At 33.0% G+C, this 23243-nt stretch carries 25 protein-coding genes, 3 tRNA genes and 1 pseudogene; 11 read left to right on the forward strand and 18 right to left on the reverse strand.

Going from position 1 to position 23243, the window contains the following annotated elements; translation table 11 throughout:
• Nucleotides 1-13: 13 nt before the first annotated feature.
• Nucleotides 14-688 carry an N-acetylmuramoyl-L-alanine amidase CwlD gene (gene cwlD / locus Q2T46_RS06095; protein ID WP_303263825.1) on the reverse strand — a complete coding sequence of 225 codons (675 nt, stop codon included), beginning with the start codon at nt 686-688 and terminating at the stop codon, nt 14-16.
• A 126-nt stretch (nt 689-814) separates the two neighbouring features.
• Here cwlD and Q2T46_RS06100 point away from each other — a divergent pair, with 126 nt between their 5' ends.
• The gene (locus Q2T46_RS06100; RefSeq protein ID WP_303263824.1) at nt 815-1726 is read left to right on the forward strand and encodes a LysM peptidoglycan-binding domain-containing protein; all 912 of its coding nucleotides are present in this window, start codon (nt 815-817) and stop codon (nt 1724-1726) included.
• Between the two features lie 14 nt (nt 1727-1740).
• Here the strand turns inward: Q2T46_RS06100 and trxB are convergent, their stop codons facing one another.
• The 11 genes from trxB to Q2T46_RS06155 all read right to left on the reverse strand — a co-directional run bounded on the left by trxB (nt 1741) and on the right by Q2T46_RS06155 (nt 10506).
• A complete protein-coding gene (trxB, locus tag Q2T46_RS06105; protein ID WP_303263823.1) occupies nt 1741-2652 on the reverse strand; it encodes a thioredoxin-disulfide reductase in 912 nt (303 codons plus the stop codon).
• 79 nt (nt 2653-2731) lie between these two features.
• Nucleotides 2732-3007 (reverse strand): spore coat protein, encoded by a 276-nt coding sequence (locus tag Q2T46_RS06110; protein WP_303263822.1) that lies wholly within the window; start codon nt 3005-3007, stop codon nt 2732-2734.
• 12 nt (nt 3008-3019) lie between these two features.
• Nucleotides 3020-3205, reverse strand: a complete 186-nt coding sequence (locus Q2T46_RS06115; protein ID WP_303263821.1) for a spore coat protein — start codon at nt 3203-3205, stop codon at nt 3020-3022.
• A gap of 84 nt (nt 3206-3289) precedes the next feature.
• The gene (locus Q2T46_RS06120) at nt 3290-3604 is read right to left on the reverse strand and encodes a MazG-like family protein (protein WP_013297018.1); all 315 of its coding nucleotides are present in this window, start codon (nt 3602-3604) and stop codon (nt 3290-3292) included.
• A 12-nt stretch (nt 3605-3616) separates the two neighbouring features.
• Nucleotides 3617-5134: an FAD-dependent thymidylate synthase gene (locus tag Q2T46_RS06125; RefSeq protein WP_303263820.1), complete on the reverse strand. Its 1518-nt coding sequence runs from the start codon at nt 5132-5134 to the stop codon at nt 3617-3619.
• 121 nt (nt 5135-5255) lie between these two features.
• Nucleotides 5256-5331: transfer RNA gene (locus tag Q2T46_RS06130), tRNA-Lys, on the reverse strand.
• Between the two features lie 5 nt (nt 5332-5336).
• Nucleotides 5337-5422: transfer RNA gene (locus Q2T46_RS06135), tRNA-Tyr, on the reverse strand.
• A gap of 169 nt (nt 5423-5591) precedes the next feature.
• A complete protein-coding gene (locus tag Q2T46_RS06140) occupies nt 5592-6773 on the reverse strand; it encodes an iron-containing alcohol dehydrogenase (RefSeq protein ID WP_303263819.1) in 1182 nt (393 codons plus the stop codon).
• 127 nt (nt 6774-6900) lie between these two features.
• Nucleotides 6901-8073, reverse strand: coding sequence for an ABC transporter permease (locus tag Q2T46_RS06145; protein ID WP_303263818.1), 1173 nt, complete (start codon nt 8071-8073; stop codon nt 6901-6903).
• 15 nt (nt 8074-8088) lie between these two features.
• Complete coding sequence (locus Q2T46_RS06150; RefSeq protein WP_303263817.1) at nt 8089-8781, reverse strand: ABC transporter ATP-binding protein; 693 nt, start codon at nt 8779-8781, stop codon at nt 8089-8091.
• Between the two features lie 21 nt (nt 8782-8802).
• Nucleotides 8803-10506, reverse strand: a complete 1704-nt coding sequence (locus Q2T46_RS06155) for an HlyD family efflux transporter periplasmic adaptor subunit (protein WP_303263816.1) — start codon at nt 10504-10506, stop codon at nt 8803-8805.
• 169 nt (nt 10507-10675) lie between these two features.
• On the opposite strand from Q2T46_RS06155, the gene Q2T46_RS06160 reads away from it, so the two are divergent.
• A tRNA-Thr gene (locus Q2T46_RS06160) sits at nt 10676-10748 on the forward strand.
• A gap of 139 nt (nt 10749-10887) precedes the next feature.
• Here Q2T46_RS06160 and Q2T46_RS06165 read toward each other — a convergent pair.
• On the reverse strand, nt 10888-12093 hold the full coding sequence (locus Q2T46_RS06165; RefSeq protein WP_303263815.1) for a site-specific integrase: 1206 nt from the start codon (nt 12091-12093) through the stop codon (nt 10888-10890).
• 74 nt (nt 12094-12167) lie between these two features.
• On the reverse strand, nt 12168-12863 hold the full coding sequence (locus Q2T46_RS06170) for a helix-turn-helix domain-containing protein (RefSeq protein WP_303263814.1): 696 nt from the start codon (nt 12861-12863) through the stop codon (nt 12168-12170).
• A 342-nt stretch (nt 12864-13205) separates the two neighbouring features.
• Here Q2T46_RS06170 and Q2T46_RS06175 point away from each other — a divergent pair, with 342 nt between their 5' ends.
• From Q2T46_RS06175 to Q2T46_RS06215, 9 genes are all read left to right on the forward strand, one after another.
• Nucleotides 13206-13406 carry a helix-turn-helix domain-containing protein gene (locus Q2T46_RS06175; RefSeq protein ID WP_303263813.1) on the forward strand — a complete coding sequence of 67 codons (201 nt, stop codon included), beginning with the start codon at nt 13206-13208 and terminating at the stop codon, nt 13404-13406.
• 2 nt (nt 13407-13408) lie between these two features.
• Nucleotides 13409-13693, forward strand: coding sequence for a hypothetical protein (locus tag Q2T46_RS06180; protein ID WP_303263812.1), 285 nt, complete (start codon nt 13409-13411; stop codon nt 13691-13693).
• A gap of 148 nt (nt 13694-13841) precedes the next feature.
• On the forward strand, nt 13842-15167 hold the full coding sequence (locus Q2T46_RS06185) for a DUF3987 domain-containing protein (protein ID WP_303263811.1): 1326 nt from the start codon (nt 13842-13844) through the stop codon (nt 15165-15167).
• A 307-nt stretch (nt 15168-15474) separates the two neighbouring features.
• Nucleotides 15475-15795: a hypothetical protein gene (locus tag Q2T46_RS06190; protein ID WP_311062365.1), complete on the forward strand. Its 321-nt coding sequence runs from the start codon at nt 15475-15477 to the stop codon at nt 15793-15795.
• Nucleotides 15779-15946 (forward strand): hypothetical protein, encoded by a 168-nt coding sequence (locus tag Q2T46_RS06195; RefSeq protein WP_311062366.1) that lies wholly within the window; start codon nt 15779-15781, stop codon nt 15944-15946. The genes Q2T46_RS06190 and Q2T46_RS06195 overlap by 17 nt, the downstream gene beginning before the upstream one ends.
• A gap of 861 nt (nt 15947-16807) precedes the next feature.
• Nucleotides 16808-16978 carry a hypothetical protein gene (locus Q2T46_RS06200; protein ID WP_303263809.1) on the forward strand — a complete coding sequence of 57 codons (171 nt, stop codon included), beginning with the start codon at nt 16808-16810 and terminating at the stop codon, nt 16976-16978.
• Between the two features lie 394 nt (nt 16979-17372).
• Nucleotides 17373-17528 carry a hypothetical protein gene (locus Q2T46_RS06205; protein ID WP_311062367.1) on the forward strand — a complete coding sequence of 52 codons (156 nt, stop codon included), beginning with the start codon at nt 17373-17375 and terminating at the stop codon, nt 17526-17528.
• 326 nt (nt 17529-17854) lie between these two features.
• Nucleotides 17855-17995 carry a hypothetical protein gene (locus Q2T46_RS06210; RefSeq protein ID WP_303263808.1) on the forward strand — a complete coding sequence of 47 codons (141 nt, stop codon included), beginning with the start codon at nt 17855-17857 and terminating at the stop codon, nt 17993-17995.
• A gap of 48 nt (nt 17996-18043) precedes the next feature.
• Nucleotides 18044-18937 (forward strand): site-specific integrase, encoded by an 894-nt coding sequence (locus tag Q2T46_RS06215; protein ID WP_303263807.1) that lies wholly within the window; start codon nt 18044-18046, stop codon nt 18935-18937.
• Between the two features lie 938 nt (nt 18938-19875).
• On the opposite strand, the gene Q2T46_RS06220 is transcribed toward Q2T46_RS06215, so the two are convergent.
• The 4 genes and pseudogenes from Q2T46_RS06220 to Q2T46_RS06240 all read right to left on the reverse strand — a co-directional run bounded on the left by Q2T46_RS06220 (nt 19876) and on the right by Q2T46_RS06240 (nt 23111).
• Nucleotides 19876-20949: a mannose-1-phosphate guanylyltransferase gene (locus tag Q2T46_RS06220; RefSeq protein ID WP_311062368.1), complete on the reverse strand. Its 1074-nt coding sequence runs from the start codon at nt 20947-20949 to the stop codon at nt 19876-19878.
• Nucleotides 20950-20965: 16 nt separating this feature from the next.
• Nucleotides 20966-21923, reverse strand: a pseudogene (locus tag Q2T46_RS15550) (SDR family oxidoreductase).
• 31 nt (nt 21924-21954) lie between these two features.
• Nucleotides 21955-22551 carry a sugar transferase gene (locus Q2T46_RS06235; RefSeq protein ID WP_303263805.1) on the reverse strand — a complete coding sequence of 199 codons (597 nt, stop codon included), beginning with the start codon at nt 22549-22551 and terminating at the stop codon, nt 21955-21957.
• A 134-nt stretch (nt 22552-22685) separates the two neighbouring features.
• The gene (locus Q2T46_RS06240; protein ID WP_303263804.1) at nt 22686-23111 is read right to left on the reverse strand and encodes a hypothetical protein; all 426 of its coding nucleotides are present in this window, start codon (nt 23109-23111) and stop codon (nt 22686-22688) included.
• Nucleotides 23112-23243: the final 132 nt, after the last annotated feature.

Consider the following 23243-nt stretch of genomic DNA (forward strand, 5'->3'; position numbering starts at 1 on the left):
TGTAGAAATTCAATCATGATTTTTCTTTAAAATATCTAAGAACGCCTTTAAATATAGCCCATGCAATTTTATACTGGTATTTTTCGTCATTTAAAAGTTTCTCTTCTTCCGGATTGGACATAAAACCGCACTCGATAATGACAGCAGGCATCTTTGCATGTCTCAATATATAAAAAGTGCTTGTTTCTTTTGCCATCCTGTCGTTATTAGGATCTAAAGTTTTTTTCAATTCGTCTTGTATTATCTCTGCCAGCAGCTTACCTTCTTTTGAATTTTTTTGATAAAAAACCTGTGCACCTTTATATTTAGGATCGGGAAAACTATTAAGATGAATGCTTAACAAAATATCTCCTTTTACGTCATTGCCAGCATACACCCTGTTTTTTAAATCTTTAATTATATCGCTATCAGTTAATGTATCGTCTTCCCTCGTCATAAGTGCTATACCACCGCTTTCTTCTATTAGATTCTTAAGTTTTGAAGCTATTTCCAGGTTAAGCTCATCTTCATCTTTTCCATATTTTCCAGGCTTACCAGGGTCATTTCCTCCGTGCCCAGCATCGATTATCACTATTCTATTCATTACAGGAATATAATTTATAATTTCAATTGACTTATTCAAAAAACTGATAACGAAGACAAGTAGAAGTATCAAGCCGGAAAGTAGCAAGTATGTATTAGGTTTCATCCACATTACTCCTTCATGTTTTTACTGGATATGATTAATCACATTATAAAATATTCAGATTTCAATATAACTATGTCACCATAAGATTTAAATTACATATTATGAATAGGGAAAGGAGGAATCAATATGATTACTTTAGAGTTTACGTATATTGTAAAGTCAGGTGATACTCTATTTTCAATTGCTAAGAAATTTAATACTTCTGTCGAATCGATAATATCGAGAAACAATATTGTAAATCCATCCCTTATATACCCCGGTCAAACTCTCATAATACCTGTTACCGGAGTATACTATACAGTAATGCCAGGTGATACAGTTTATATGATAGGACAAAAGTTTGACGTTCCATATGAATCTATAATTTATGTAAATAACATACTATATCCCTATACAATATATCCCGGACAAATGCTATTCATACCTGGTGCTAATAAACTTATGCAAACTGAGCCAGAAACAAATCAAATGTACTCTACCCCACCGATGACTCCAATAGGAGAGTACAACATGCCGCCATCAATACCTACAACGCAACATATGCCTTGTCCAACCTATTATGTTGTACAGCCAGGAGATACTTTATGGAGTATATCAAATAGATTCGGCATTTCATTAGATGAGATATTAAGGACAAATTATTTTGCAGATCCTAATATGATCTACCCGGGTCAAACTATCATCATCCCATGTCCATCAAAGGCTGTACCTATGCCACCTTCACCACCTGTATATGAACATCCAAAGGAAGGCAGAATGGTATACGTAGTAAAACCCGGTGATACTCTTTATACAATCGCTATGAGATTCAATACAACTGTAGATGCTATCCTGAGGGCTAATCCTGATATCCAAAATCCTTCACTTATTTACCCGGGACAGAGAATAATAATACCTGTTGTAAAAGAATCTGAAAATAATGACAATCCTCAAGCACAGAGTGAAAGTAAATCAGAAAAAGGAAGTGAAAAAACAGATGAAAATAGAGAGGAAAAAGCCAGTGAAGATAACGATGAAAAAGGAAAGACCATCCAATAACTGGATGGCCTTTTTTACTCCAAACTATCTATATATTTTTCTGCCACATAAGCTGCAATAGCACCATCTGCAGTAGCTGTTACTACCTGCCTCAATGTCTTTTTTCTGACATCTCCTGCAGCAAAAACACCCGGTATATTTGTTTTCATGTCTTCATCAGTTAATATATAACCATACTCATCTGTATCTACAACACCTTTTACTAAATCAGAATTCGGGCTTAAACCTATAGCAATAAACACGCCGTCAACCTTTAGAGTACTTTCTTCATTCGTCTTGACATTTTTTAAAATTAGTCCTTCAACACCGTATTCTCCTTGTATGTCCTTAACAACAGTATCCCAAATGAATTCTATTTTAGGATTTGCAAATGCTCTATCTTGAAGAGTTTTTGAAGCTCTCAGCTTATCTCTTCTATGAATAACATAAACCTTTTTTGCAAATTTAGTCAAATAATTGGAGTCCTCCATGGCAGTATCTCCACCACCTACAACTGCAACTACCTGATCTTTATAAAAGGCACCGTCGCAAGTAGCACAATATGAAACACCAGAGCCTCTGAATTTTCTCTCTTTATCAAAGCCTAATTCTTTAGGTGTTGCTCCTGTGGCCAGTATTATTGCTTTTGCCTCATATGTCTTTTTATTTGTGGTTACCTTTTTTACTTTGCCTGTTATATCAAGGCCTACAACCTCTTCATTGTAAATCTGCAGTCCATATCTTTTTGCCTGCGCTTCCATTTTATTTATTAGGTCAGGACCGCTGATTCCGTCGAAGCCTGGATAGTTCTCTATCTCATATGTTGTTACAATTTGGCCTCCTACATACATCTGCTCTATCATAACAGTATCTAACTTAGATCTGCATGCATAGAGTCCTGCAGCAAGTCCTGCTGGCCCACCACCCAGTATGATCAGATCGTACATACAATAATCACTCCTATCACAATACAATAATGGAAGTAGTTCAATACTACTTCCATTATTGTACCATATTTTTTTGATTTTACATAACGCCGGCTGGTTGTCTAAATTTATTTTTCGTCTCCTGTATTTCTTGCATTTGTGCCGGCTTTACTGAGTACCAACCTCTTTGATTAATAGCATTCCATACTTGCTTTTGCTCTTCAAATGTTGAATTTAAAGCATTAATAAAATCCTTTTTAAGACTTTCATTGGCGGCCTCAGTTGCTGCATGTGAAAGTACATCGATAGCAAGTTTGTAATCGCCCAGCACTCCCATCATAATGTCTTTATCTGTTATACCTGTATTACTTATCATATGTACACCTCCTTATTCTAAGTTTTTCATGATAGAGTTAAAATTATTTTGACATCTACTAGCTAAATTCTGGCAAAGTGCTTTTAGTTGCTGATCCTTAAGCCTCGTCGCACCATCGTTCAAACACTTTACCATATGATCTTGAAGCGAAAGCACATCATCTAGATACATCAATTCTTTGCTTGTTATCTGTGGCAATTCAATTCCTCCTTTCATAAGTTTCAAATTTAATATGCGCATATGAAAAAAAAATATACGGCAACGCCATATATTTTTAAATTCTCATTTGATATATCCTTTTCTCTTCAATTTCTCGATATGCTCATTCAATTTTTCATCAATATTTATACTATATTGATCCTCCAAGACAAACATCATAGACACAGCTACTTGTGCAACATCTAGAAGTTCTTCTGAGATTTTCTCTGCCACATCTTTATTAGACATCGTTATATTTTCTCCATTTAATCCCCTGAATTTTCCTATTGCCTGTGCTAACTCCCCCGCTTCTTCCATAAGCTTCAATGCGGTAGACTCCAAGGAAGGCTTAAGATTATTAAGTTGAGGTAAACTTATAGCTTTATACTTTGTCTCCATATCATCACCACCTTACGATTGTTTCCTTCTGGCTAAAAACTTTGATACTTCAGGTGTTTTTTCTTTAATGATATCAAGCATTTTATATGAAATATTTCTTATATCCCACTGGGCTTCCGGTGTACATCTTAAATTAGCAAAATGGTCAAATGCCCACAGATCTGTATCCATCAATACAATCCTTCTATGCGCATTTGTAACGACATAAGGACATACATTAGGTAATTTTTCAGACAACTCCATGTACAATTTTTCAGATTCATCAATTGCCTTTTTTAATACATCAACACATCCAGCTTTTTCGACATTGGACGGTACAGTATATCCATTTTCAACTGTAGGCTTATAAGCATTGAAATTAATCATTCTGTGCCTAAGCAATTGATGCCATGCCGCTTCACTTACTTTTAACTGAAATTTATACCTTACAGCTCTAAAAGGTTCTATCAGATGATCAAACTGATCCATCTTTGATGCTGCAGATTCTACTATATAAGCCTTTTCTTCTCTGCTAAGAGCTTTAACCGTTTTTATTATTCCATCAATAGGTTTTCCAGTGTATGAAAAGAGAATATGCATTGATAGTATATCAAGAAATGTCATTTCGCCGTTCTTACCTGTATAATCAATCAGCTTAACATCTGATGTTTCTGAATTATCGTTAAAATTATAGCCCTTAGCTATTTTCTCCATATCTTTATTAACAGCCAATTGATATTTTGACGGGCTTAAATGTCTCATCATGCTTGGTGCTATTTTTTCTGCTTCATTTATGATATTCTCTGCTAATATTTCCGCTTCTTTCGTGCCATGAGATTGCAGTTTTCTTATTATATCTTGTAAGTCAAGAGCATTTAACGCGACAGCAAAGCTGGTTTTAGCAGACAACAAGAGTGCATATCGAGCATCTTCAAAAGCTATTTTGCTTATTCTATTTATGTAGGCTTTGTCACTTTCATGCTCATTCCTCTCGACAGTTGACTTCAAAAATTCTGTAAGTTCAGCTACAAGTGCTTCATATGCATCAAAAGAAATATTCCAGACTTTTATAAACTTTTCCTTTAAATCCGGATAATCATCAAGTTCTGGAGGAATCATAAACCTGTCTCTGGTTGGTCTTTGATATCTTTGGCTCCATTCAATAAACGAAGGCCTTTTATTCATCAGTTCAATGTCACCAGATAAGTATCTAGAAGTATCCTCTATGCACAAATGCATCAAATTCTGTTCTGCTATAGAAGAATGTCCAAACTTTTCTACCCACTTTTCATGAAAAGCCTTGGCTTTCTGTATCGCCACATCCATCGGAATTTCAGAAGTTGTAAGAAAATCATTTATATCAAGATCGCCTGATGTTAGAGACTCTAATATATTTAACCTCCAGCTAGTATCCTTCCTGCTTACTTTAGAATTGATGGGAGGGATTATAAACTCTGGCAGTGAATGTATAAAATAAACCGGGCCGTATAAATTCGTCACAAATTTTTTTAATAGCCTTTCTTCACCTTCCGTCAATTTTCTCATTAACATATTAAAACTCCTCTCAAACTTAATTATATATAAATTATATCGTAAAAAGGGTTTTTATGGTACATTAAAAGGAGCTAAATGAGCTCCTTTTTTTGTCAATATTATTTTCAGAATATAAAAATGGTGACCCATCCGCGATTCGAACGCGGGACACCCTGCTTAAAAGGCAGGTGCTCTGCCGACTGAGCTAATGGGTCACATTTGGTGGAGGGAGATGGATTCGAACCAGCGAAGGCAAATGCCAACAGATTTACAGTCTGCCCCCTTTAGCCACTTGGGTATCCCTCCACAATTATTTAACTAAGCCTTCAACAACGACTTTTTTATTTTATAATAAATATTAGCAATTGTCAAGTATAGTAAGCTTAAAAAATCCTTACTTAACAGAATTTTTTATGTCAGCTATGATTAGGAGAAGAGCTGCAAAAAGCAGCCTTTTTTTACTATGTTATATTTATTAAAAGCAGTTTTTGTATATGGACATTACCTCTTCTAATGACAGCTTATACGGGTCAACCTGAAATAATCCTCCCATTGTATCCATAGCATTTCTAGATAGCTTTTCTACTTCATCTTCTTTAACTCCAAAAGCTGATAAACTCAAATCTTCCATGCCTATATTCTTAATTAATTTTTTGAGACCTTTTATAAAAGACATAGCTTGCTCTTGCTTAGTAGCACCATTTATCTCTTCGCCCATAGCTTTAGCAATGTCTACAAATCTATCAGGAACTTTCGAAGCCATAAAGCTAAAGTATGACACAGACAGCATTATAAGACCAGCTCCATGGGGTATATCAGGGTGATATGCACTTACAGCATGTTCCATTGAATGATGCGAAATACATGAAGATAATGATTCTACTATTCCCGCTGCCGTACTTGCCCATGCCAGTGCTGTACGAGCCTCAATATTGTTTCCATTCTCAACAGCCTTTGGAAGATTCTCTGTAATAAGACTTATAGATTGAAGTGCTAAAACATCGCTGGCAGGTTGGTTGACAACAGCAAGGTATCCTTCAACCGAATGGAAAAATGCATCCATCCCTTGATACGCAGTAAACTTTGGCGGAATTGATACCATTAATTCAGGGTCAACTATTGAAAGTGTTGGATATGTATATTTGCACCCAAAACCAATCTTTTCATTTGTCTCTGTCTTCGTCACAACGGCCCATGGATCAGATTCTGTACCTGTACCTGCAGTTGTCGGTATAGCAACTATAGGCAATGCCCCGTTTTTCACTTCCATACCTTTTCCGCTTCCGCCGGATACATAGTCCCAATAGTCACCAGGATTCTTAGCCATGACAGCTATAGCTTTTGATGAGTCTATGGTGCTGCCACCACCTAATCCTATGACAAAATCACATTCATTCTCCTTTGCCAATTTTGCACCTTCTGCAACATGATCGGCTATAGGATTTGGCAATATCTTATCATACACTACATAATCAACATTGTTTTGTTTCAAATAACTTGCTACTCTATCTAAATACCCATGCTTTCTCATGGAATTTCCGCTTCCAATCACCAGGAGAGCTTTCTTCCCAGGCAATCGGACTGTAGCTAACTTTTCAAGAGTACCAGGACCAAAAATAATTTCTGTCGGCATAAAGTATGTAAAATTAGATTTCATATAAAAACCCCCTTAATTGGCATTTATTATAATTTTCACTACCTATAATTTATTATGATATTACAAAAAGTAAAAGTCAATAAAGAGACAATATTAATTAGTTAAAAATATTAATAAACTTTAATTTTTACTCATAGTGTAAAGCTTCAATTGGCTTTAGTCCTGCTGCCTTGTTGGCAGGATACATTCCAAAGAACAGCCCTATTAAGAGGGAAAACGAAAATGATATTATTATCGTGTTTATTGATGGGTTTACTGTCATGTTCATGAAGTGACCCATCAGGTACGATGCTATAAACCCAAAAATCACTCCTACTATTCCTCCGGCTCCGCTTATCGTCAGTGATTCTATCATAAACTGCAGCAGTATGTCTTTTTTCTTTGCTCCTAATGCCTTTCTTATGCCTATCTCTCTCGTCCTTTCTGTTACTGATACCAGCATTATGTTCATTATGCCTATGCCACCAACTATTAAAGCTATGCCTGCTATTCCTCCCAGCATCATTGATAGGGTGTTGCTAACGCTATTTACTGTTGATAGTAGGTCTGATTGATTCATTATTCTATATGCGTTTGTGTCTCCTTTGAATATGGTGTTAAGCATGTTTTCTACGTGATACTGTGCTATGTTTACATACTGTTCTTCAGTTGCACTTAGGTATATCTGCGTTATTCCTCTGTTTCTCTGAAATACGAACATTGTCTTTATTGGTATGAATATTGAGTCGTCGTACGAGTTTGATATTGACGAACCGCCTGATGCTAATACTCCTACTACTGTAAAATTGTTTCCGTCCAGCTGGATTGTCTTGCCCAGTGGGTCTGTGAATCCAAATAGATCACTGGCTACATTGCTTCCTATTACGGCTACTTTCTGTCTCGTGTCGTTGTCTATTGATAGTATGAATCTTCCTTCTGCAAGTTTTAGATTTCTCAGTGATATGTAGTTTTCGTTTACTCCGTTTATGCTTTCTTCATATGATTGGTTTCCGTACTTGGCATATGCGTTTGCGCTCATTATGGGTGATATTTTCGATATATACGGCGAGTCTCCTATTGACATGGCTTGGTTATAGGACAGGGATGTGTCCATGCCCCTGCCCATTATTGATACCATTATCAGGTTTGATCCCATGTTTTTTATCTGGGATGTTACTCCTTCTGTTGCTCCTTGTCCTAAGCTTACTAGTCCTATTACTGACATTACGCCTATTACTATTCCCAGCATTGTCAGAAATGATCTTAGTTTGTTGTCTATTATGCTTTTTAAGGACATTTTTATTGCTTGCATTAATGCCATTTTACACACTTCCTTTTATTCATATATTTTGCCGTCCATGATTTTTACAGTTCTCTTTGCTTGATTTGCTACGTTTATGTCGTGTGTTATTAGTATTATGGTGTTTCCTCTTTCGTTTAGTTCTTTTATTATTTTCATGACTTCTTTCCCGCTTTGAGAATCCAGGTTTCCTGTTGGTTCGTCTGCTAATATTAGGTGTGGATTGTTGGCTAAGGCTCTTGCTATTGCTACTCTCTGCTGCTGTCCTCCTGATAGCTCTGTAGGTCTATGGTGTATTCTTTTTTCCAGACCTACCATTGTCAATAACTCTACTGCTCTATTGTATCTTTCTTTTGCTGGTATGCCTTTATATATCATGGGAAGTTCTACATTTTCTAGTGCTGACAGTTTTTGAAGCAGGTTGAAGCTTTGGAATATGAACCCTATTTCGTTGGACCTTAATTCGGCTAGTTTGTTTTCATTAAGCTTCCTCGTGTCGTTTCCGTTTAGATAGTATTCTCCTTCTGTCATGACATCGAGGCACCCTATTATGTTCATCAGTGTTGATTTTCCTGAGCCTGATGGTCCAACAATTGATACAAATTCTCCTTCATCGACGGTTAAGTTTATGTTGTCAAGGGCTTTTACTATGTTGTCTCCCATCTTGTATATTTTTGAAAGGTTTTTTATTGTGATCACGTTTCTATTTTCTTTTCTATTCTCTGCCATGGCGTATAACCTCCTTATAGCTCACTTCATTGGAGGCATCCCGCCGCCGCCAATGGCTCCAAAGCCGCTCCTTTGATTATTTCTACTATTTGTACTTGTACTGTTGGATGTACCACTGCTGGATATTAAGACTTTGTCCCCTTCGCTTAATCCGCTTAAAATCTCTATATATTTGTCATTATAAATTCCAGTTGTAACTTGTTTTATATTTTTTGTCTTACTGTCGCTATTCTTTGAACTATTTTCATCATATAAGACTACATATTTACTATTTCCATTTGTTTGGACTGCTTCAATAGGAAGCATCAGTGTGTTATTTTTCTCCGATACGATAATTGATACGTTCATAGTCTGACCAAGTTTAAGTTTATCTGTATACGGCAGTGATACAGTTACATCATACGATGCTACATTGTTTTGTATTGTCGGTACTGATGATATTTCTATCACAGTTCCTTCAAATGTCTCTCCTTGTAAATCATCTGTCGTAAGCGTTGCTTTCTGCCCTATTTTTATCTTGCTTATATCTGTTTCATCTATAGGCACATCTACCGAATAGCTGTTATTATTTACTATAATCGCTGTCTCTGACTGATCGTAAACTGACGAAAGATTGCTGACAGATGTACTGCTGCCGCTACTTGAGCTGGAACTGCTGCTGGAACTTATACTGCTAGTTGAAGTATTAGAAGAACTAGAGCCTGAAAGTTCATCTCCTTCATTTATATTCTGTGATATAATAGTACCATCAATTGGCGCATAAATACTCAAATCGCTTATCTGACTTTGAATATTATTATAGCTGTTTTGAGCTTGTTGCAAATTTAACTGATCTTTTTTAATTGTGGTGTCATCAACTGTTGTAGTTAATGTAGCAATCAATGTCCCCGCGCTTATCTTCTGACCTTCTTTCACATTTATACTAGCAACTGTACCTTGTATTTGTGATGTAATGGTATTAGTATCCTTAACACTAAGTGTGCCATTCTCTATGGCTCTCATATCACCGCTGTTTGTATGTACTGTCACCTGTGCAGTCGTGCCGTCAGTCAACGCACCAGGATTTGACAAGCTTACTGTAACATAATAATACGATGCTCCATTTACAGGTACGGCCTCCGTTGATACATCCGTCACAGTCCCTTTTACCGTTACATAAGAACTATACAAATACACGTCGGCACTTTGCCCTGTCTTTATGTTTTTTATCTGAGAACCATTGAATGGTACTTTGACAGTAGCTGTTGAATAATCAATTACTGTAGCTATTGTTGCGCCTGAACTTACATCTTGCCCTACTTTGACGCTTATACTATCTACAATACCTGAATACTGAGATACTATTTTCTGCTTTGATATGGTATCATTGTACGATTTCATATCGTTATCAAGCTGTTGCTGCGCAAGCTCTACATTTATCAATGCATCTTTAAGCTGTGTATTTAAATTATCATCTTCAATTTGATACAATAGCTCACCAGCCTTTACCTTATCTCCTACTTTATGATAAACCTTCTTAACTGTGCCACTTCCTTTAAGAGTTATTACTCTTTTATCTGTATCAAGATTTCCAGTTCCATCAACAGTCATGGATATATTACCTTTTGTCACTTCCACATATGGAGTTCTTGATACTGTCGGTGTAGACCTTTTTCTTATAAAATAATAAGTTGTACCTGCAATAATAATTAAAATTACGATGATGGCTATGTATTTTCTTTTCATTCCAATAACCTTCCTTTCATCTAAAATATATATAATATTGATTTTATATTAATTATATATAATAATTTTATCAAATAATTGAACAATTTGTTAATTTTATGTGGCAAAAATAAATCAAAATTTGTACTTGATAAAAATTTATTTTCATGCTATATTATATAAGTGTAGCGCTGGCATAGCTCAGTCGGTAGAGCAGTTGATTCGTAATCAACAGGTCAAGGGTTCAAGTCCCTTTGCCAGCTCTGGATTTCAGGATTTCAAAATAAAAAAAGTGCTTAAAAAGTGCTTAAAAATAAGAGTGTAAAAGGTACTAATGCAAAAATAAGGGGTATCCATTAAAAGACGAATACCCCTTTTATTTCTGTTCCTTAACTGATATGCTTAAAACAATATATCTTTTAATTTTTTGGTTGCTTCTTCTTGCATATCTGGCAATACGTGTGAATAAATATCTAATGTTATTCCAATGTTAGAATGTCCTAATCTTTCACTTACTATTTTAGGATTTACATTTTTAGCAAATAAGAAAGTTGCACATGTATGCCTTAGATCATAAAGTCGTATATCTGGCAATCCCGCTTCCTTTAAAAGTGGTTTAAAATATCTGTGATTGATATTTGTAAGGTCAAGCGGTTTCCCTGTATCTGTTGCAAATACTAATCCATAATCAATGTATACTTGTGGATCATTTAATTTTTCTTCCCATTCTTCAGGTTTAAATTTATTTTTGTCTTTTTCATAATTTAAAGTTTCTTTTGCCATAAGCTTTTCTTTTAACTGGTTTTTCCTATATTCTTTAAGGTCTTTCATAATTTCAGGCGGTAATGGGATCGTTCTTCTACCGTGTTTTGTCTTTGGTTCTTTTAATTCCCATATCTTTCCTACTCGGGATAATGTACTTTGGAGTATAATCTTATTATTTTCCCAATCTATGTCTCCCCATCTAAGCCCTAATGCTTCACTTGGTCGCATACCAGTTATAAGCAATAATTCAAATAGCACTCCAAAGCGATTATAAACACATGCTTCCAAAAACTTTTTAGCTTGTTCTTGTGTCAATACTTTCATTTCTTTTTGTGTACGCTTTGGCAAAGTTAATCCATCGCATGGATTGCGGTTTAACATTTGCCATTTAATCGCTTGATCTAGAGCCTGTCTCAAAACCGTATGGGCATAAATTACTATACGTGATCCTAACCCATTTTCGGTCATTTTATTGTACATGTCTTGAATAATCATAGGTGTTAATTTTGATATTGGATAATCTCCAATATAGGGCTTGATGTATATCCTTATTACTTTTTGATAACTGTCATACGTTTTTAAAGCTATTGAAGGCTTTTTTATCTCAATCCATTTATCAAGATAATCTTTAAGTAATATTTTATTTTCCTTTATAAATTCTCCAGTGTCTAACTCTCTCAATTTTTGCGTTAAATATTTTTGCGCATCTCCTTTTTTCCCATGTATAGTCTTATTATGGTATTGTGGTACTCCTTTGTCATTTACACCTATGCAAACCCTAACCAAATAAGTACCATTTCCCTTATCAATTATTTGACCTCTTTTCCCTTTTTGTCTTGCCATAATAAAATCCTCCTCCTAATTAAAAACATTTTTACAAATCGTAAAAGGAAGATAAATCCTTCGTAAAACTAAAATTAATATATTCTTAAATCAATCATTGCAAATTCAGCAATTCCAATAACATTTTCTTTTTGTACTTCAGAACTCATAAAATATAATGATGAATGCTCTGAACTATAGCTTGCTGATTCGAGAATTGCCTTTTTTTCTTTATAATAGTAATATCTCAATAAAGGTTTATCTTTATCAATATACAAAATAAGTTGACCATTTTTGACTTCACTTGATTTTTTGAAAAGTACTAAACTGTCTTGCTTTATAATTTTATTTATACTGTCATCAGTTACATGATAATAAAAATATTCTGCATTCTCATCAAGTAATCTTTTATTTACAAATTCATATCCCTCAATATTCCCAGGAGTAAATAAATTTTCTTTACTATTTACTTTTCTTAAAATTGGTACTATGATCATTTCATCAGAAACAAATCCATATTTATTTGGAGCTCTTTTGTCGACTCGTCCTAATAAATAATCCATCGTAACATTAAAGTAATCAGCAATTTTCAATAATGTATCCAAATCTGGTGTTGAATACCCTGTTTCGTAGTTTGAAATTGTAGTTTTAGTAGAAAATAAAATTTGTGCGAGATCAGCTTGAGTTAATCCTTTTTCTATTCTTAAAAATTTGATTCTTTTCCCTAAAGTTTTATATTTTTCTTCCTCGTTTGTACTAAAAAATTTTTTTGCATCATCTTGATTATTCATTTAATTGCAATCCCTTCCAAAGCTTTAAAATTAAAATTATTTTATCTCTTATGTTTATATTGTATAATATTTTATAATAAAATTCAATTATTTTGGATTAAAATTAAATAATATTCTACTATCGATTTAATATGTAAACATATATAACCTGTTTTAAATTTTATATGGATAAAATAAATTCAACATCTAGAATCAATTTTATTCTGAAATACTATATATTGAATTAACAAAAACTAACACAAAAATATACGGTCCATTTTTTTCATTGAAAATACAAAAATCTTGATATATAATAAATAATGTAATTTAAATTTTATAAAATTCGAAAGGAGTTGATAATTTATGAAAAAATTATTATTAGCTGGAGACGTTGCTGAACTGCTAAATATTAATATCGATGCCGTATATCGTTTGACTAGAGAAAATATCATACCATACGTGAGAATTGGCAGACTAATTCGTTTCGACTCTGACGAGATAGAAGAATGGATCAAAAAAGGTGGACAAGCTTTTGATGGCGGCTGGAGAAAGGTGGTGAAATAAAAATGGCTAATAATAAAATTTCAGCAGAAGATTATGACTTATTGACAGGATTGCTTATGATAAAATGCAGAGTATATTCAAAAATGTTAAATAATAAAAAAGACTTAAATTATTATTATCAAATTATGGACTTAATAAATACATCTATAGCTGAAATCAATGAAAACATAGATGAAATGAATGAAATCATTGATGTAATACTTGAATTACAAGTAGAAATTTTTAAAAGCATCAATGATTCATTCGAACTTATGGAACAAAAAAATCTCAAAAACGAAGAAATATAAGGTGGCAGGTAATCCCCTTTACTTGCCCCTTTCAAAAATAATTTTAATATGCATATCTTGCATATATCATAGGATTAACTAATTCATTTGTCAAGAATACATGTGTTCGTATTAAAAGTTTTATATATCATTTTCAGGAGGTAATAAAATGATTGAAATTAATAATGCTAATAGCATTAATAATATATTGCCATTTGAAAAACAAGATGAAAACATAATATTTGAAACAGTGCCAGAAAATGAAGCAAAACCATGGCTTGGTGATCTATCTAACGATGCCTATTATGGCATCGCTGGTGAATTTGTTAAAGCAATTATGCCTTATACAGAAGCGGATCCTGCTGGCATTCTATTAGACCTTATAACCACTATAAGCGTTTATGTATCTAAAAAAGCATATATACAAAACGGCACTGAGAAGATTTATAGTAATATTTTTAATCTTGTTGTAGGTGATACTGGTGCAAGAAAAGGTACTGGATGGAAAATCGTAAAAGAACTTTTTAATAGGCTAGATGAAAGTTTTATAAATGATCATATCAAAAGCGGTTTTAGCAGCGGCGAAGGAATCATAGCTAGAATTTCTGACAAATTATACAATCCTGATACAAAGGAATATGAAGATAACTTGGACCAGAGACTCTTAATTAGAGAAGACGAATTTAGCAGCATCTTAAAAGTCGCTGGAAGAGATGGAAATATTCTAAGCCAAATCATAATGCAAGGATTTGACAGCAGTCCACTAGAAATCAATGTTAAAGACAAAAAACGTTCCATGAGATCAAGCCATCCACATATTGGTTTAATTGCTGACATAACACCTCAAGAACTTAAAAATCTCACGAAAAATTTATATTTCTATAACGGTTTTCTGAATAGATTCCTTTTTACATGTGTAAGACGTTATAAAGTTGAGCCGTGTATACCGCCAGTGCCAGATAGTATATATAATAATACAGTTTTAAAATTGAAAGATGTTATAAATTGGCTTACTGAATTGAAAATCGTAAGATTTGAAATAGCTGATAGCATTAAAGATCTTTGGAGCAATATATATCATACAATACCAGAGGAAATAAAAGATCCAATACTCGCCGGCTTAACTTCGAGAGCTGAGCCATATATTTTAAAATTATGTGTTATTTATGCATTACTAGATAAAACAGAAAAAATTCGGTATGAACATTTGAAAGCTGCTTTGGCAATTTGGGAAAGAAACGTTAATTCAATTAAATATTTGTTCAATTTAGATAGCCAATCAAAAGAATACAATTATATAAAAGCTAAGATTATAAAGGCATTAGCATTAGGGCCTTTAACCCAAACAGAAATAAGTCGCAGTATATTTAAAGGAAATATGAGTAGCAAAAAGATAAAATATGTGCTAGAAAAACTATCAGAAAGCGGAAAAATTAAATGCATAAAGCAGTCAACAAAAGGACGATCAAAATTACTTTGGAGTTTAAATAAATAGATAATGTACGTAAAAACGAAAAAAGCTCTAAATAACCTAATTGAACCACATAAAAAATACGAAAAAAGTTTGCAATAACTTATTTAGTATCTTTTTCAGTAACTTTTTTAGTATCCATAAACGTTGATATATAGCTTTTTTCGTTTAATTCGTACTCATCTATATAAAAGAAGGTGAAGTTAAAACGTTAGAAATTAATAATGGCTATTGGAATAATTCTAATGATTCTTTAGAAGAAATCTTAAAAAATTTTGAAGAAAAGCATAAATGGGATGAAGATAAAGCATATAGATATTTGCAAGAAAAAATGCTGGAAATCTCAAAATTATATATAGGCAGCGATGGCGCACTAAACTGGATAGAAACATGTAATAAGGAATTAAATGATAAACATAACAAGACAGCAAAAAAAATTGATGAATCTTTTAAAGCAAAAAACATGATTAAACTTTACGATGCGATAGATGATTTTAAATCTACAATTATAGAAATTGTTCATACTTATGCAAAAGCAAAAGAATTTGCAAAAATCCATAATATAAACATAGAAAAGGTTGTTTGGGATGAAACAATACATTCATTTAAAATAAGCGGAAATGACATCATAGAACATGAACAAGTCAAATAATTTAGAAGAACTTTTTGATAAGATATGTAAACTATCCGATGGTGATTTTAAGCAACTTTATAACATGATGTATGAGGAATGTTTGAATAGATTATGTGGAGATGAATATTTTTCACTGCCAGAACTTATAAAATTCAAAATGGAAAACTAATTAAAATAACAAGATACCCTGTGCAATTCAAAGCATAGGGTATTTAAATATTTATATTGAATTTTCTGAATATTTGTTATATAATAATATCGGATTAAAAAGAAAACAAGCATAAAAACAAAATGCTTTATGCATCATTCTCTTTCCTCTGCGGTTGAAATATCCGGGCCTTCAGAAAGCACTTTTGCGAGTATCAAAGGATTAACTTTCTACCGCTAAAGTTAATTCCTTTGCATCTATCCGGATATTTCATAAAAGAGAATGGCAATGGAAGGTTGCTTGATTTTCTTGAAACTGCATAAATAAGCAGTAGACATCATGCATTTACACCAGCGGCAAAGCCCTATGGCTCACGGGCTTGGATATGAGAAGACGGAATTTTGAGGCATCAGTTATCCGGCATGATAAAATACACCACAGCAATCTCATAAGCTATATCGCAAAATCCCTGCAGAAGCAATCTCTATCATGCTATGCGGATAATGCATTTAGAGGAGATAAAGCGGCTTACCGGCTTTATCTACGACATAATCACAACTGGTAATGATGTTTTAACAAAGGCTAAGCTTACTTTATGGATATAAAACTTACTCACGCAGCGACAATAGGAGAATATAAACGGCGAAGCTGGTTATATTCCTCTCTTAGGCATACTTTTTTTACCTGAAACTTTGCAGAAAACCGCTACATTGGAAGATCACTGGAGGATCCAATATACCCCATACTCTTAAAACCGATATACTGGAAGATTTTCGGAAATTTCAAGTTGCCACTTTGGCAACTTGAAAAATGCAGATAATAGCAAAAAGGCGAGTATTAATAAGACTTCATTAATTATATTGAGTTATGGAGATGTTATGAATGAATAAATTAGATAGACAGATTAAAGCCTTAAAATGGCAATTAGAACACGATGCAAACGAAAAAGACAAGGAAATTCACAAACAGGCGTTAAAGATATTGCAAGATATAAAGAATGGCAAGCCTACATCAAATATTATACATATTGAAAGTAGGAAAGGAACTTGCTGACAATTTAGGAGGTGGATCGGACACGGTGTCCTATCCACTTAAGACACATCAAAACCAATATTCTGGAAAATTTTCGGAAATGGAAAAGTATCAAATTGATACTTTTCCAAATACAGATATCGGAAGATAATTGTGCGGAATCTGCACAATTATAACACAATAATTGCCAACAAAGACTTAAATTTGTCTGTAAAACCTTTTAATAAGCAGGATATTATAATTTATACCTTTAAAGAATTAGACCCGCCTTAGAATGCAAATAAAAGCGGTTTAAAATACCAGTAGCGAAATTATTTCGTCACCGGAAAACAGATAATCCTAATATGCAATCAATATACTGGAAAAATTTCGGAAGTGGAATGTTGCAAAAGTTGCAACATTCCAAATACAGATAATGGAAAACAAGAAACTGCTGAAAAAAATATCTAAAACTTTAAAATATACACCAATCACAATAAGAAGATGTGGCGATTTTGCAGAAGCAGTCAAAATGGCTTTATCAATTATTTCTGTTAAACTATATTACATTGATAACATCAGTTTTTATTGATATTATGCCTTTCAAGGCAACATAATTGTTTAAAATGATAACTAACCTATACTTACACATAAAAACTGTTAACATTTTTCTCTTATTAAACTATTTAAGTTTGGTATGTATGCTTTTATCACTGTTATCAATTGTTTGACGACATTATTAATTTCTTGATTTAAAGCCATTTTAAAAGCTTTTACTAAACATAGAGTCGACATTTTGCAAAACAATTGTCGACACGAAAAAATAGTACAATAAGCTGATAAAAGCATAAAAAATAATTAACAATGTCGACAATTTTATTTATTGATTTGTAGTATTTGTCGACATAGGTGTCAATATTGAGGCAAAATATATTTATAGAGGAAAAAATAGCAATACCGAAAAACGACAAAATGTCGTCTTTCGCTGAAGATACTGCTGCTAAAATAAATGTATCACCGAGAACCATCCAAAGCGAAATCAAAATAGCTGAAAAATAGATGACAAAGTAAAAAAGCAGATATGATACGAAAATAGGAGTGATTTTAATGGGCAGACAGGGAAGCATTTTTTATAGATTGCTTAATAGTTTAAAAGAACAGCAGTCATTCGGAAAAAGTAAATATGCAATTAAGAAGAAGGCTAGAGAAGAAGCAATAAAGAATGGACTTCATGGACAAGATGTATTTAATGCTATGAATGATGCGGTTTTTAATGCAGGTATCTTCTCTGTGCAGACCTATGCAACTTATCGTAATGAAGTTAAAAAATTCGCTGATTGGTGCAAATCTAAAGGCGTAAAGAATAAGGACTTTGACAAAACAAAGGATATGGTATCAGACTATTTAATCGAAAAAATTTCACTGGGTCAATCAGCATGGTCTATAAAAGTTGCAAGATCAGCTTTAAGAAAAGCATATAAAGATAATAGCCTTGCCAATGATATTAAAATACCTGAAAGAAAATTAAAAAACATAACAAGATCAAGACTTGAAAAACCAGATGACAAAAAAATTAATCCGGATAACTATAAGGATTTAATAGATTTCTGTAAATCATCTGGCTTAAGAAGGCGTGAAGTATCAGCTATCACTGCAAATGATATCTATAAAAAAGACGATAGATTATATGTTCATGTTAAAAACGGTAAAGGTGGCAAGACAAGAGAAGTTCCTGTGCTGAAAAAATATCAGCCTAAAATAGAAAGCATATTAGAAAAAGCTAAAGATAGAGGAAATGAAAGGCTTTTTACAAGAATTCCAGAACATCTTGATATACACAGCATGAGACGTGAGTATGCTCAAGACAGGTTTATAGAAATCAGAGGGCGAAAATACAAAAAATGTACAAGAGATAAAAGAGATAGAGAAGCAGTAAGAGAAGTAAGCAGAAACTTAGGTCATAACCGTGAAAACGTCACAGTATCACATTATTTGTCATAAAGAAATAAAGGTGGTTGATCACGCCACCTTTATTTTAGGTAGAACCTATTCTCTTTTTGCTTTTGATATAGGTACTCACCTTTTAGTTTTAAAAACTAATCCTCTTTTTATTTTTGATTTCTACCTTCGATTATATTATGACATATAAAAAGCAAAATGTCAATAGAATTTTAAAAATATTTTTACTATTTTATCAAATATATTTATTGCCTGCTTATACTTCGAAAAAAATAGCACGTCTGCGAAGAATGAGCAGAGGTGCGTCATAAATTCGGATTTTTGATTTGAGCAAAGCGAAAATGAAAAATCCGTACCATACTAATTAATTATTTTTACTCCATTTTAGCCATATAGCAATATTCTTTAATCATTCTGTGGACTGCAGTCCTGCCTAATTTGCCCCTTTCAAAAATAAAAAGATAATCCAAATGAGAATATTTATATCTGTCTTTTTCTTTAAGCGAATTATCAATAGACTCTTTAACTGTTTGTTTAAAGGTATTTTCCTCTATTACAATTTGCAGTTGGATTAATTGGTTTGCTTCTGAAATTCATAATATTGTAATTCGAAACTAGATTTAGTATAATATTTTTAACATATTTATGGATTGGAGCTAATCATATGCCTGATAAAAAATTTTACAAAGGTTTAGTCATTGGATTAATTCTAAGCGCTATATTATGGTTCTTTATTATAATTTTAATAAAAAAATTTATATGATTTTAGCATAAATTTATATTGGTTTATAGGTTACTAATTCAATTTATAATTATTTTTGAATCCTATATTATACAAATCTTGATAATTTAATAACTTAATTAATAAAACCTTTATCAAATATTTATAATTGCATCATGAAAAATTTCAAATTTAATAATATTTGTAAGCTATGATAATAAAATTAAGCATGAATAATCTTGTTTTATCATCGTTATTTTTATAAGTACTCGCTCTTTTTCTCTCTAATCTCTTTCAATACTTCTTTCACATTCTGTGCTTTATCTTTAGAGCATATTAAAAGTGCGTCTTCTGTGTCTACGATTATTACATCTTCTATGCCTAAAGTCGCAATGAGTTTATCACTTCCCGTTATGATACACTTTTTTGTATCTACGCTTACGACATTGCCTTTTATGACGTTGCCGTTCTCGTCTTTTTCATAGAGCCTTTCTATTGATGTCCAGCTTCCTACATCATCCCAACCAAAGTCTCCCGGCACTACATACACATTCTTCGCTTTTTCCATTATGCCGTAATCTATCGATATACTCTCAAGTTTTGAATATTCCTCATATAATACTTTTTCTATCTCATCTGAATCAAAGTGTTCTCTTATAACATTTAATGCACTGTATAATTGTGGCATATATTCTTTTATCGCATTTAATATTGTAGATGTCTTCCATATGAACATGCCGCTATTCCACAGGTAGTTTCCGCTTTCTACATATTTGACTGCTGTATCATAATCAGGCTTTTCTACAAATCTTTCTACTTTATGTACAGGATTATTGTTTAGTATCTCATGTGTTATTTTTCTGAAGTTTATATATCCGTATCCTGTCTCTGGATGCTGCGGCTTTATACCTATTGTGACAAGATTGTTGCCTGATTTTGCTTTTTCTATTGCTGTTTTCAATACTCCTAAATAGGTTTCTTCATCTTTTATTACGTGATCTGATGGCACTACTACCATGATAGAATCTTTTGATAGCTTTTCTGTATGCAGCGCTGCAAGACCTATGCAGGCTGCAGTATTCTTACCCATTGGCTCTATCAATATATTTTCTGTCGGAAGCTCTGGTATCTGGTCGCTAATCAAGCCTGCATAATCTATATTTGTAACGACAAAAATATTTTCAATTGGCATAAGTCTCCTTAGCCTATCTACCGTCTGATGAATCATAGTCTTATCACCGTATAGCTTTAAAAACTGCTTCGGCATCTTTATCCTGCTTTTGGGCCAAAATCTTTCGCCCTTTCCCCCTGCCATGATTACACCTGTTATCATATGCATCATTCCTTTTTTATTTTTCTATCTCAACAGCTACTTCATCATTTGAGTATTTTAGCTTATAGTATTCTATCGTCTCTTTTAGTCCCTCTTCTAATGTATAATCTGGTTCCCATCCCAGCAAATCCTTTGCCTTTTGATTATCAAGATAACTATATAATATATCGCCTTTTCTTGTTTTCTTGGCTCTTTATATATAGGTTTTTGTGGTTCTTCCATGAATTTATTCATTATCTCAACTAGCTCATTTATAGTAGTTGATCTGTTTGTACTTATATTTATGATCTCGTCGTCTCCCTTTTCAAGCGCTAAAAGGTTTGCTTTTGCCACATCTTTTACATAGATAAAATCTTTCGTCTAATTACCATCTCCATATATAACGGGTCTCTCACCTTTTAACATTTTATCAATAAATATTGATATTACTCCACCTTCACCTTTTGGATCCTGTCTTATACCGTATACATTGGCATATCTCAATACCGCATATTTTAAACCATATAGTTCGTTGTACACTTTTATGTGATGCTCTGGTGTATGTTTTGATATGCCATAATACGATATGGGATTTACAACGTGTTTTTCATCAACTCCTAGATACTCTGGGTCACCGTATACTGCTACTGAAGATGCATAAACAATCTTTTTAACATCGTATACCTACAACACTCTAGCAAATTAATCGTGTCTATAATATTTACCTTAGCGTCAAAGACTGGATCATTTATAGACCTCTGTATATCTATCTGAGCTGCATGATGTATTACAATGTCAATTTTCTCATCTTCAAATACCTTGTATAAATTACTATCTGTAATGTCTACATTATAAAATCTAGCCTTTTTATTTATGTTCTTTTTATTGCATGTAGACATATTGTCAAAAACAACGACATCATATCCATTATCTATAAGTAGATCTACAATATTTGATCCTATGAAACCTGCTCCACCTGTGACTAATATGTTCATTAATGACTAATATGTTCATTAAAATTGCCCCTTATCGGTCTAGCTTTGTTACTCCAAACTCGTTATACACATTATAATCCATAGATTTCAGCAATTCTTCTAAAGTCATATCACCTTTTATTCCAGATGACGCCTCTTTTGTTAATACAATTTTCAAAGTTAATAGTAATATTTTTAAATCTAGCCATACTGAATAATTCATTATATAAATAAGGTCTAACCTCAGTTTGTCATCAGCATCTGTAGTATACTTTCCTAAAACTTGTGCAAGCCCTGTAATACCTGCTTTAATATTATACCTGTATCTATAAGTCGGATATTGCTCTTTAAACTGTCTTACAAAATATGGTATTTCTGGTCTAGGACCCACAAAGCTCCTTTCACCTTTTAAAACATTTAATAGCTGCGGCAGTTCATCGAGCCTTGTTGCTCTCAATATTTTACCTATTTTTGTTATACGCGGATCATTGTCTGTAGCTAATACAGGACCCGTCATTTTTTCAGCATCTTTAACCATTGTCCTAAACTTGTATACCTTAAATTCTCGTTCATTTTCAGTAATTCTAGTTTGGCTATATATTACAGGTCCTGGAGACGTTGCTTTGATTAATATAGAAATTATAAACATGAATGGACTCGAAATTATTAATCCAATTAGTGCTACAATACATCGCCAATTCTCTTCATCATTTTTTGCTCTGCTGTAAGTGCTAGATAATTAATACTAATCGTTGGAACATCATCAAATTGAATAAATTGTGATTAAGTTAAAAGAATATCTTTAAAATTTAGCACAATAAATATATGTTTTTTAATTTTAATAGCTTCTGAAATAATATCCGACTTAATCTTCTCATCTACTTTATTGCAAATATATACTACATCTATTTCTTTAACATATTCTTTACTACTTAAAAATTTTTCAGGTTCTAATATGTACTTTATATCATACCAACCTTTTGAACTTGTTATTAACTTTTTTGCTAGCTTTTCTGCCACTTCGCTGTCACCAATGATCATTATATTTTTCTCGCTGTGAACATACTTCCTTACATTCTGAACTAAATATCTCCACAGTGACAACAAAATTAATTGTATAAAAAAAGTAATAAAAAATATACTTTTAGGAAAAGTAAACTGTTTAATAAAAAATGACGATGCTATTGTTATTATTTGCAATAAAATCATGACCACCCGTAAAACGGGTGGTTTGCTCTGAGGCTATAAGCCTCTATTACTAGCCAGCGTCTAAAGGCGCTGGCTTTCACTTTGTTCAAGCCACCATGCATTTGTCACTTTTGCCCGCCCCTAAAGGGACAA

Origin of the sequence: Thermoanaerobacterium sp. CMT5567-10 (assembly GCF_030534315.2) — a bacterium.
Classification (GTDB): Bacteria; Bacillota; Thermoanaerobacteria; order Thermoanaerobacterales; family Thermoanaerobacteraceae; genus Thermoanaerobacterium.

What these genes read in the sequence shown, in the direction of transcription:
- Q2T46_RS06175 (WP_303263813.1), top strand. Translation starts at nt 13,206, where the DNA reads ATGAAAAAATTATTATTAGCTGGAGACGTTGCTGAACTGCTAAATATT.
- Q2T46_RS06140 (WP_303263819.1), bottom strand. Translation starts at nt 6,773, where the DNA reads ATGAAATCTAATTTTACATACTTTATGCCGACAGAAATTATTTTTGGT.
- Q2T46_RS06170 (WP_303263814.1), bottom strand. Translation starts at nt 12,863, where the DNA reads ATGAATAATCAAGATGATGCAAAAAAATTTTTTAGTACAAACGAGGAA.
- Q2T46_RS06145 (WP_303263818.1), bottom strand. Translation starts at nt 8,073, where the DNA reads ATGGCATTAATGCAAGCAATAAAAATGTCCTTAAAAAGCATAATAGAC.
- Q2T46_RS06190 (WP_311062365.1), top strand. Translation starts at nt 15,475, where the DNA reads ATGCTGGAAATCTCAAAATTATATATAGGCAGCGATGGCGCACTAAAC.
- Q2T46_RS06110 (WP_303263822.1), bottom strand. Translation starts at nt 3,007, where the DNA reads ATGATAAGTAATACAGGTATAACAGATAAAGACATTATGATGGGAGTG.
- Q2T46_RS06150 (WP_303263817.1), bottom strand. Translation starts at nt 8,781, where the DNA reads ATGGCAGAGAATAGAAAAGAAAATAGAAACGTGATCACAATAAAAAAC.
- Q2T46_RS06195 (WP_311062366.1), top strand. Translation starts at nt 15,779, where the DNA reads ATGAACAAGTCAAATAATTTAGAAGAACTTTTTGATAAGATATGTAAA.
- Q2T46_RS06240 (WP_303263804.1), bottom strand. Translation starts at nt 23,111, where the DNA reads ATGATTTTATTGCAAATAATAACAATAGCATCGTCATTTTTTATTAAA.
- cwlD (WP_303263825.1), bottom strand. Translation starts at nt 688, where the DNA reads ATGAAACCTAATACATACTTGCTACTTTCCGGCTTGATACTTCTACTT.
- Q2T46_RS06120 (WP_013297018.1), bottom strand. Translation starts at nt 3,604, where the DNA reads ATGGAGACAAAGTATAAAGCTATAAGTTTACCTCAACTTAATAATCTT.
- Q2T46_RS06125 (WP_303263820.1), bottom strand. Translation starts at nt 5,134, where the DNA reads ATGTTAATGAGAAAATTGACGGAAGGTGAAGAAAGGCTATTAAAAAAA.
- Q2T46_RS06220 (WP_311062368.1), bottom strand. Translation starts at nt 20,949, where the DNA reads ATGATAACAGGTGTAATCATGGCAGGGGGAAAGGGCGAAAGATTTTGG.
- Q2T46_RS06165 (WP_303263815.1), bottom strand. Translation starts at nt 12,093, where the DNA reads ATGGCAAGACAAAAAGGGAAAAGAGGTCAAATAATTGATAAGGGAAAT.
- Q2T46_RS06180 (WP_303263812.1), top strand. Translation starts at nt 13,409, where the DNA reads ATGGCTAATAATAAAATTTCAGCAGAAGATTATGACTTATTGACAGGA.
- Q2T46_RS06185 (WP_303263811.1), top strand. Translation starts at nt 13,842, where the DNA reads ATGATTGAAATTAATAATGCTAATAGCATTAATAATATATTGCCATTT.
- trxB (WP_303263823.1), bottom strand. Translation starts at nt 2,652, where the DNA reads ATGTACGATCTGATCATACTGGGTGGTGGGCCAGCAGGACTTGCTGCA.
- Q2T46_RS06235 (WP_303263805.1), bottom strand. Translation starts at nt 22,551, where the DNA reads ATGTTTATAATTTCTATATTAATCAAAGCAACGTCTCCAGGACCTGTA.
- Q2T46_RS06205 (WP_311062367.1), top strand. Translation starts at nt 17,373, where the DNA reads ATGGAAAACAAGAAACTGCTGAAAAAAATATCTAAAACTTTAAAATAT.
- Q2T46_RS06155 (WP_303263816.1), bottom strand. Translation starts at nt 10,506, where the DNA reads ATGAAAAGAAAATACATAGCCATCATCGTAATTTTAATTATTATTGCA.
- Q2T46_RS06100 (WP_303263824.1), top strand. Translation starts at nt 815, where the DNA reads ATGATTACTTTAGAGTTTACGTATATTGTAAAGTCAGGTGATACTCTA.
- Q2T46_RS06215 (WP_303263807.1), top strand. Translation starts at nt 18,044, where the DNA reads ATGGGCAGACAGGGAAGCATTTTTTATAGATTGCTTAATAGTTTAAAA.
- Q2T46_RS06200 (WP_303263809.1), top strand. Translation starts at nt 16,808, where the DNA reads ATGAATAAATTAGATAGACAGATTAAAGCCTTAAAATGGCAATTAGAA.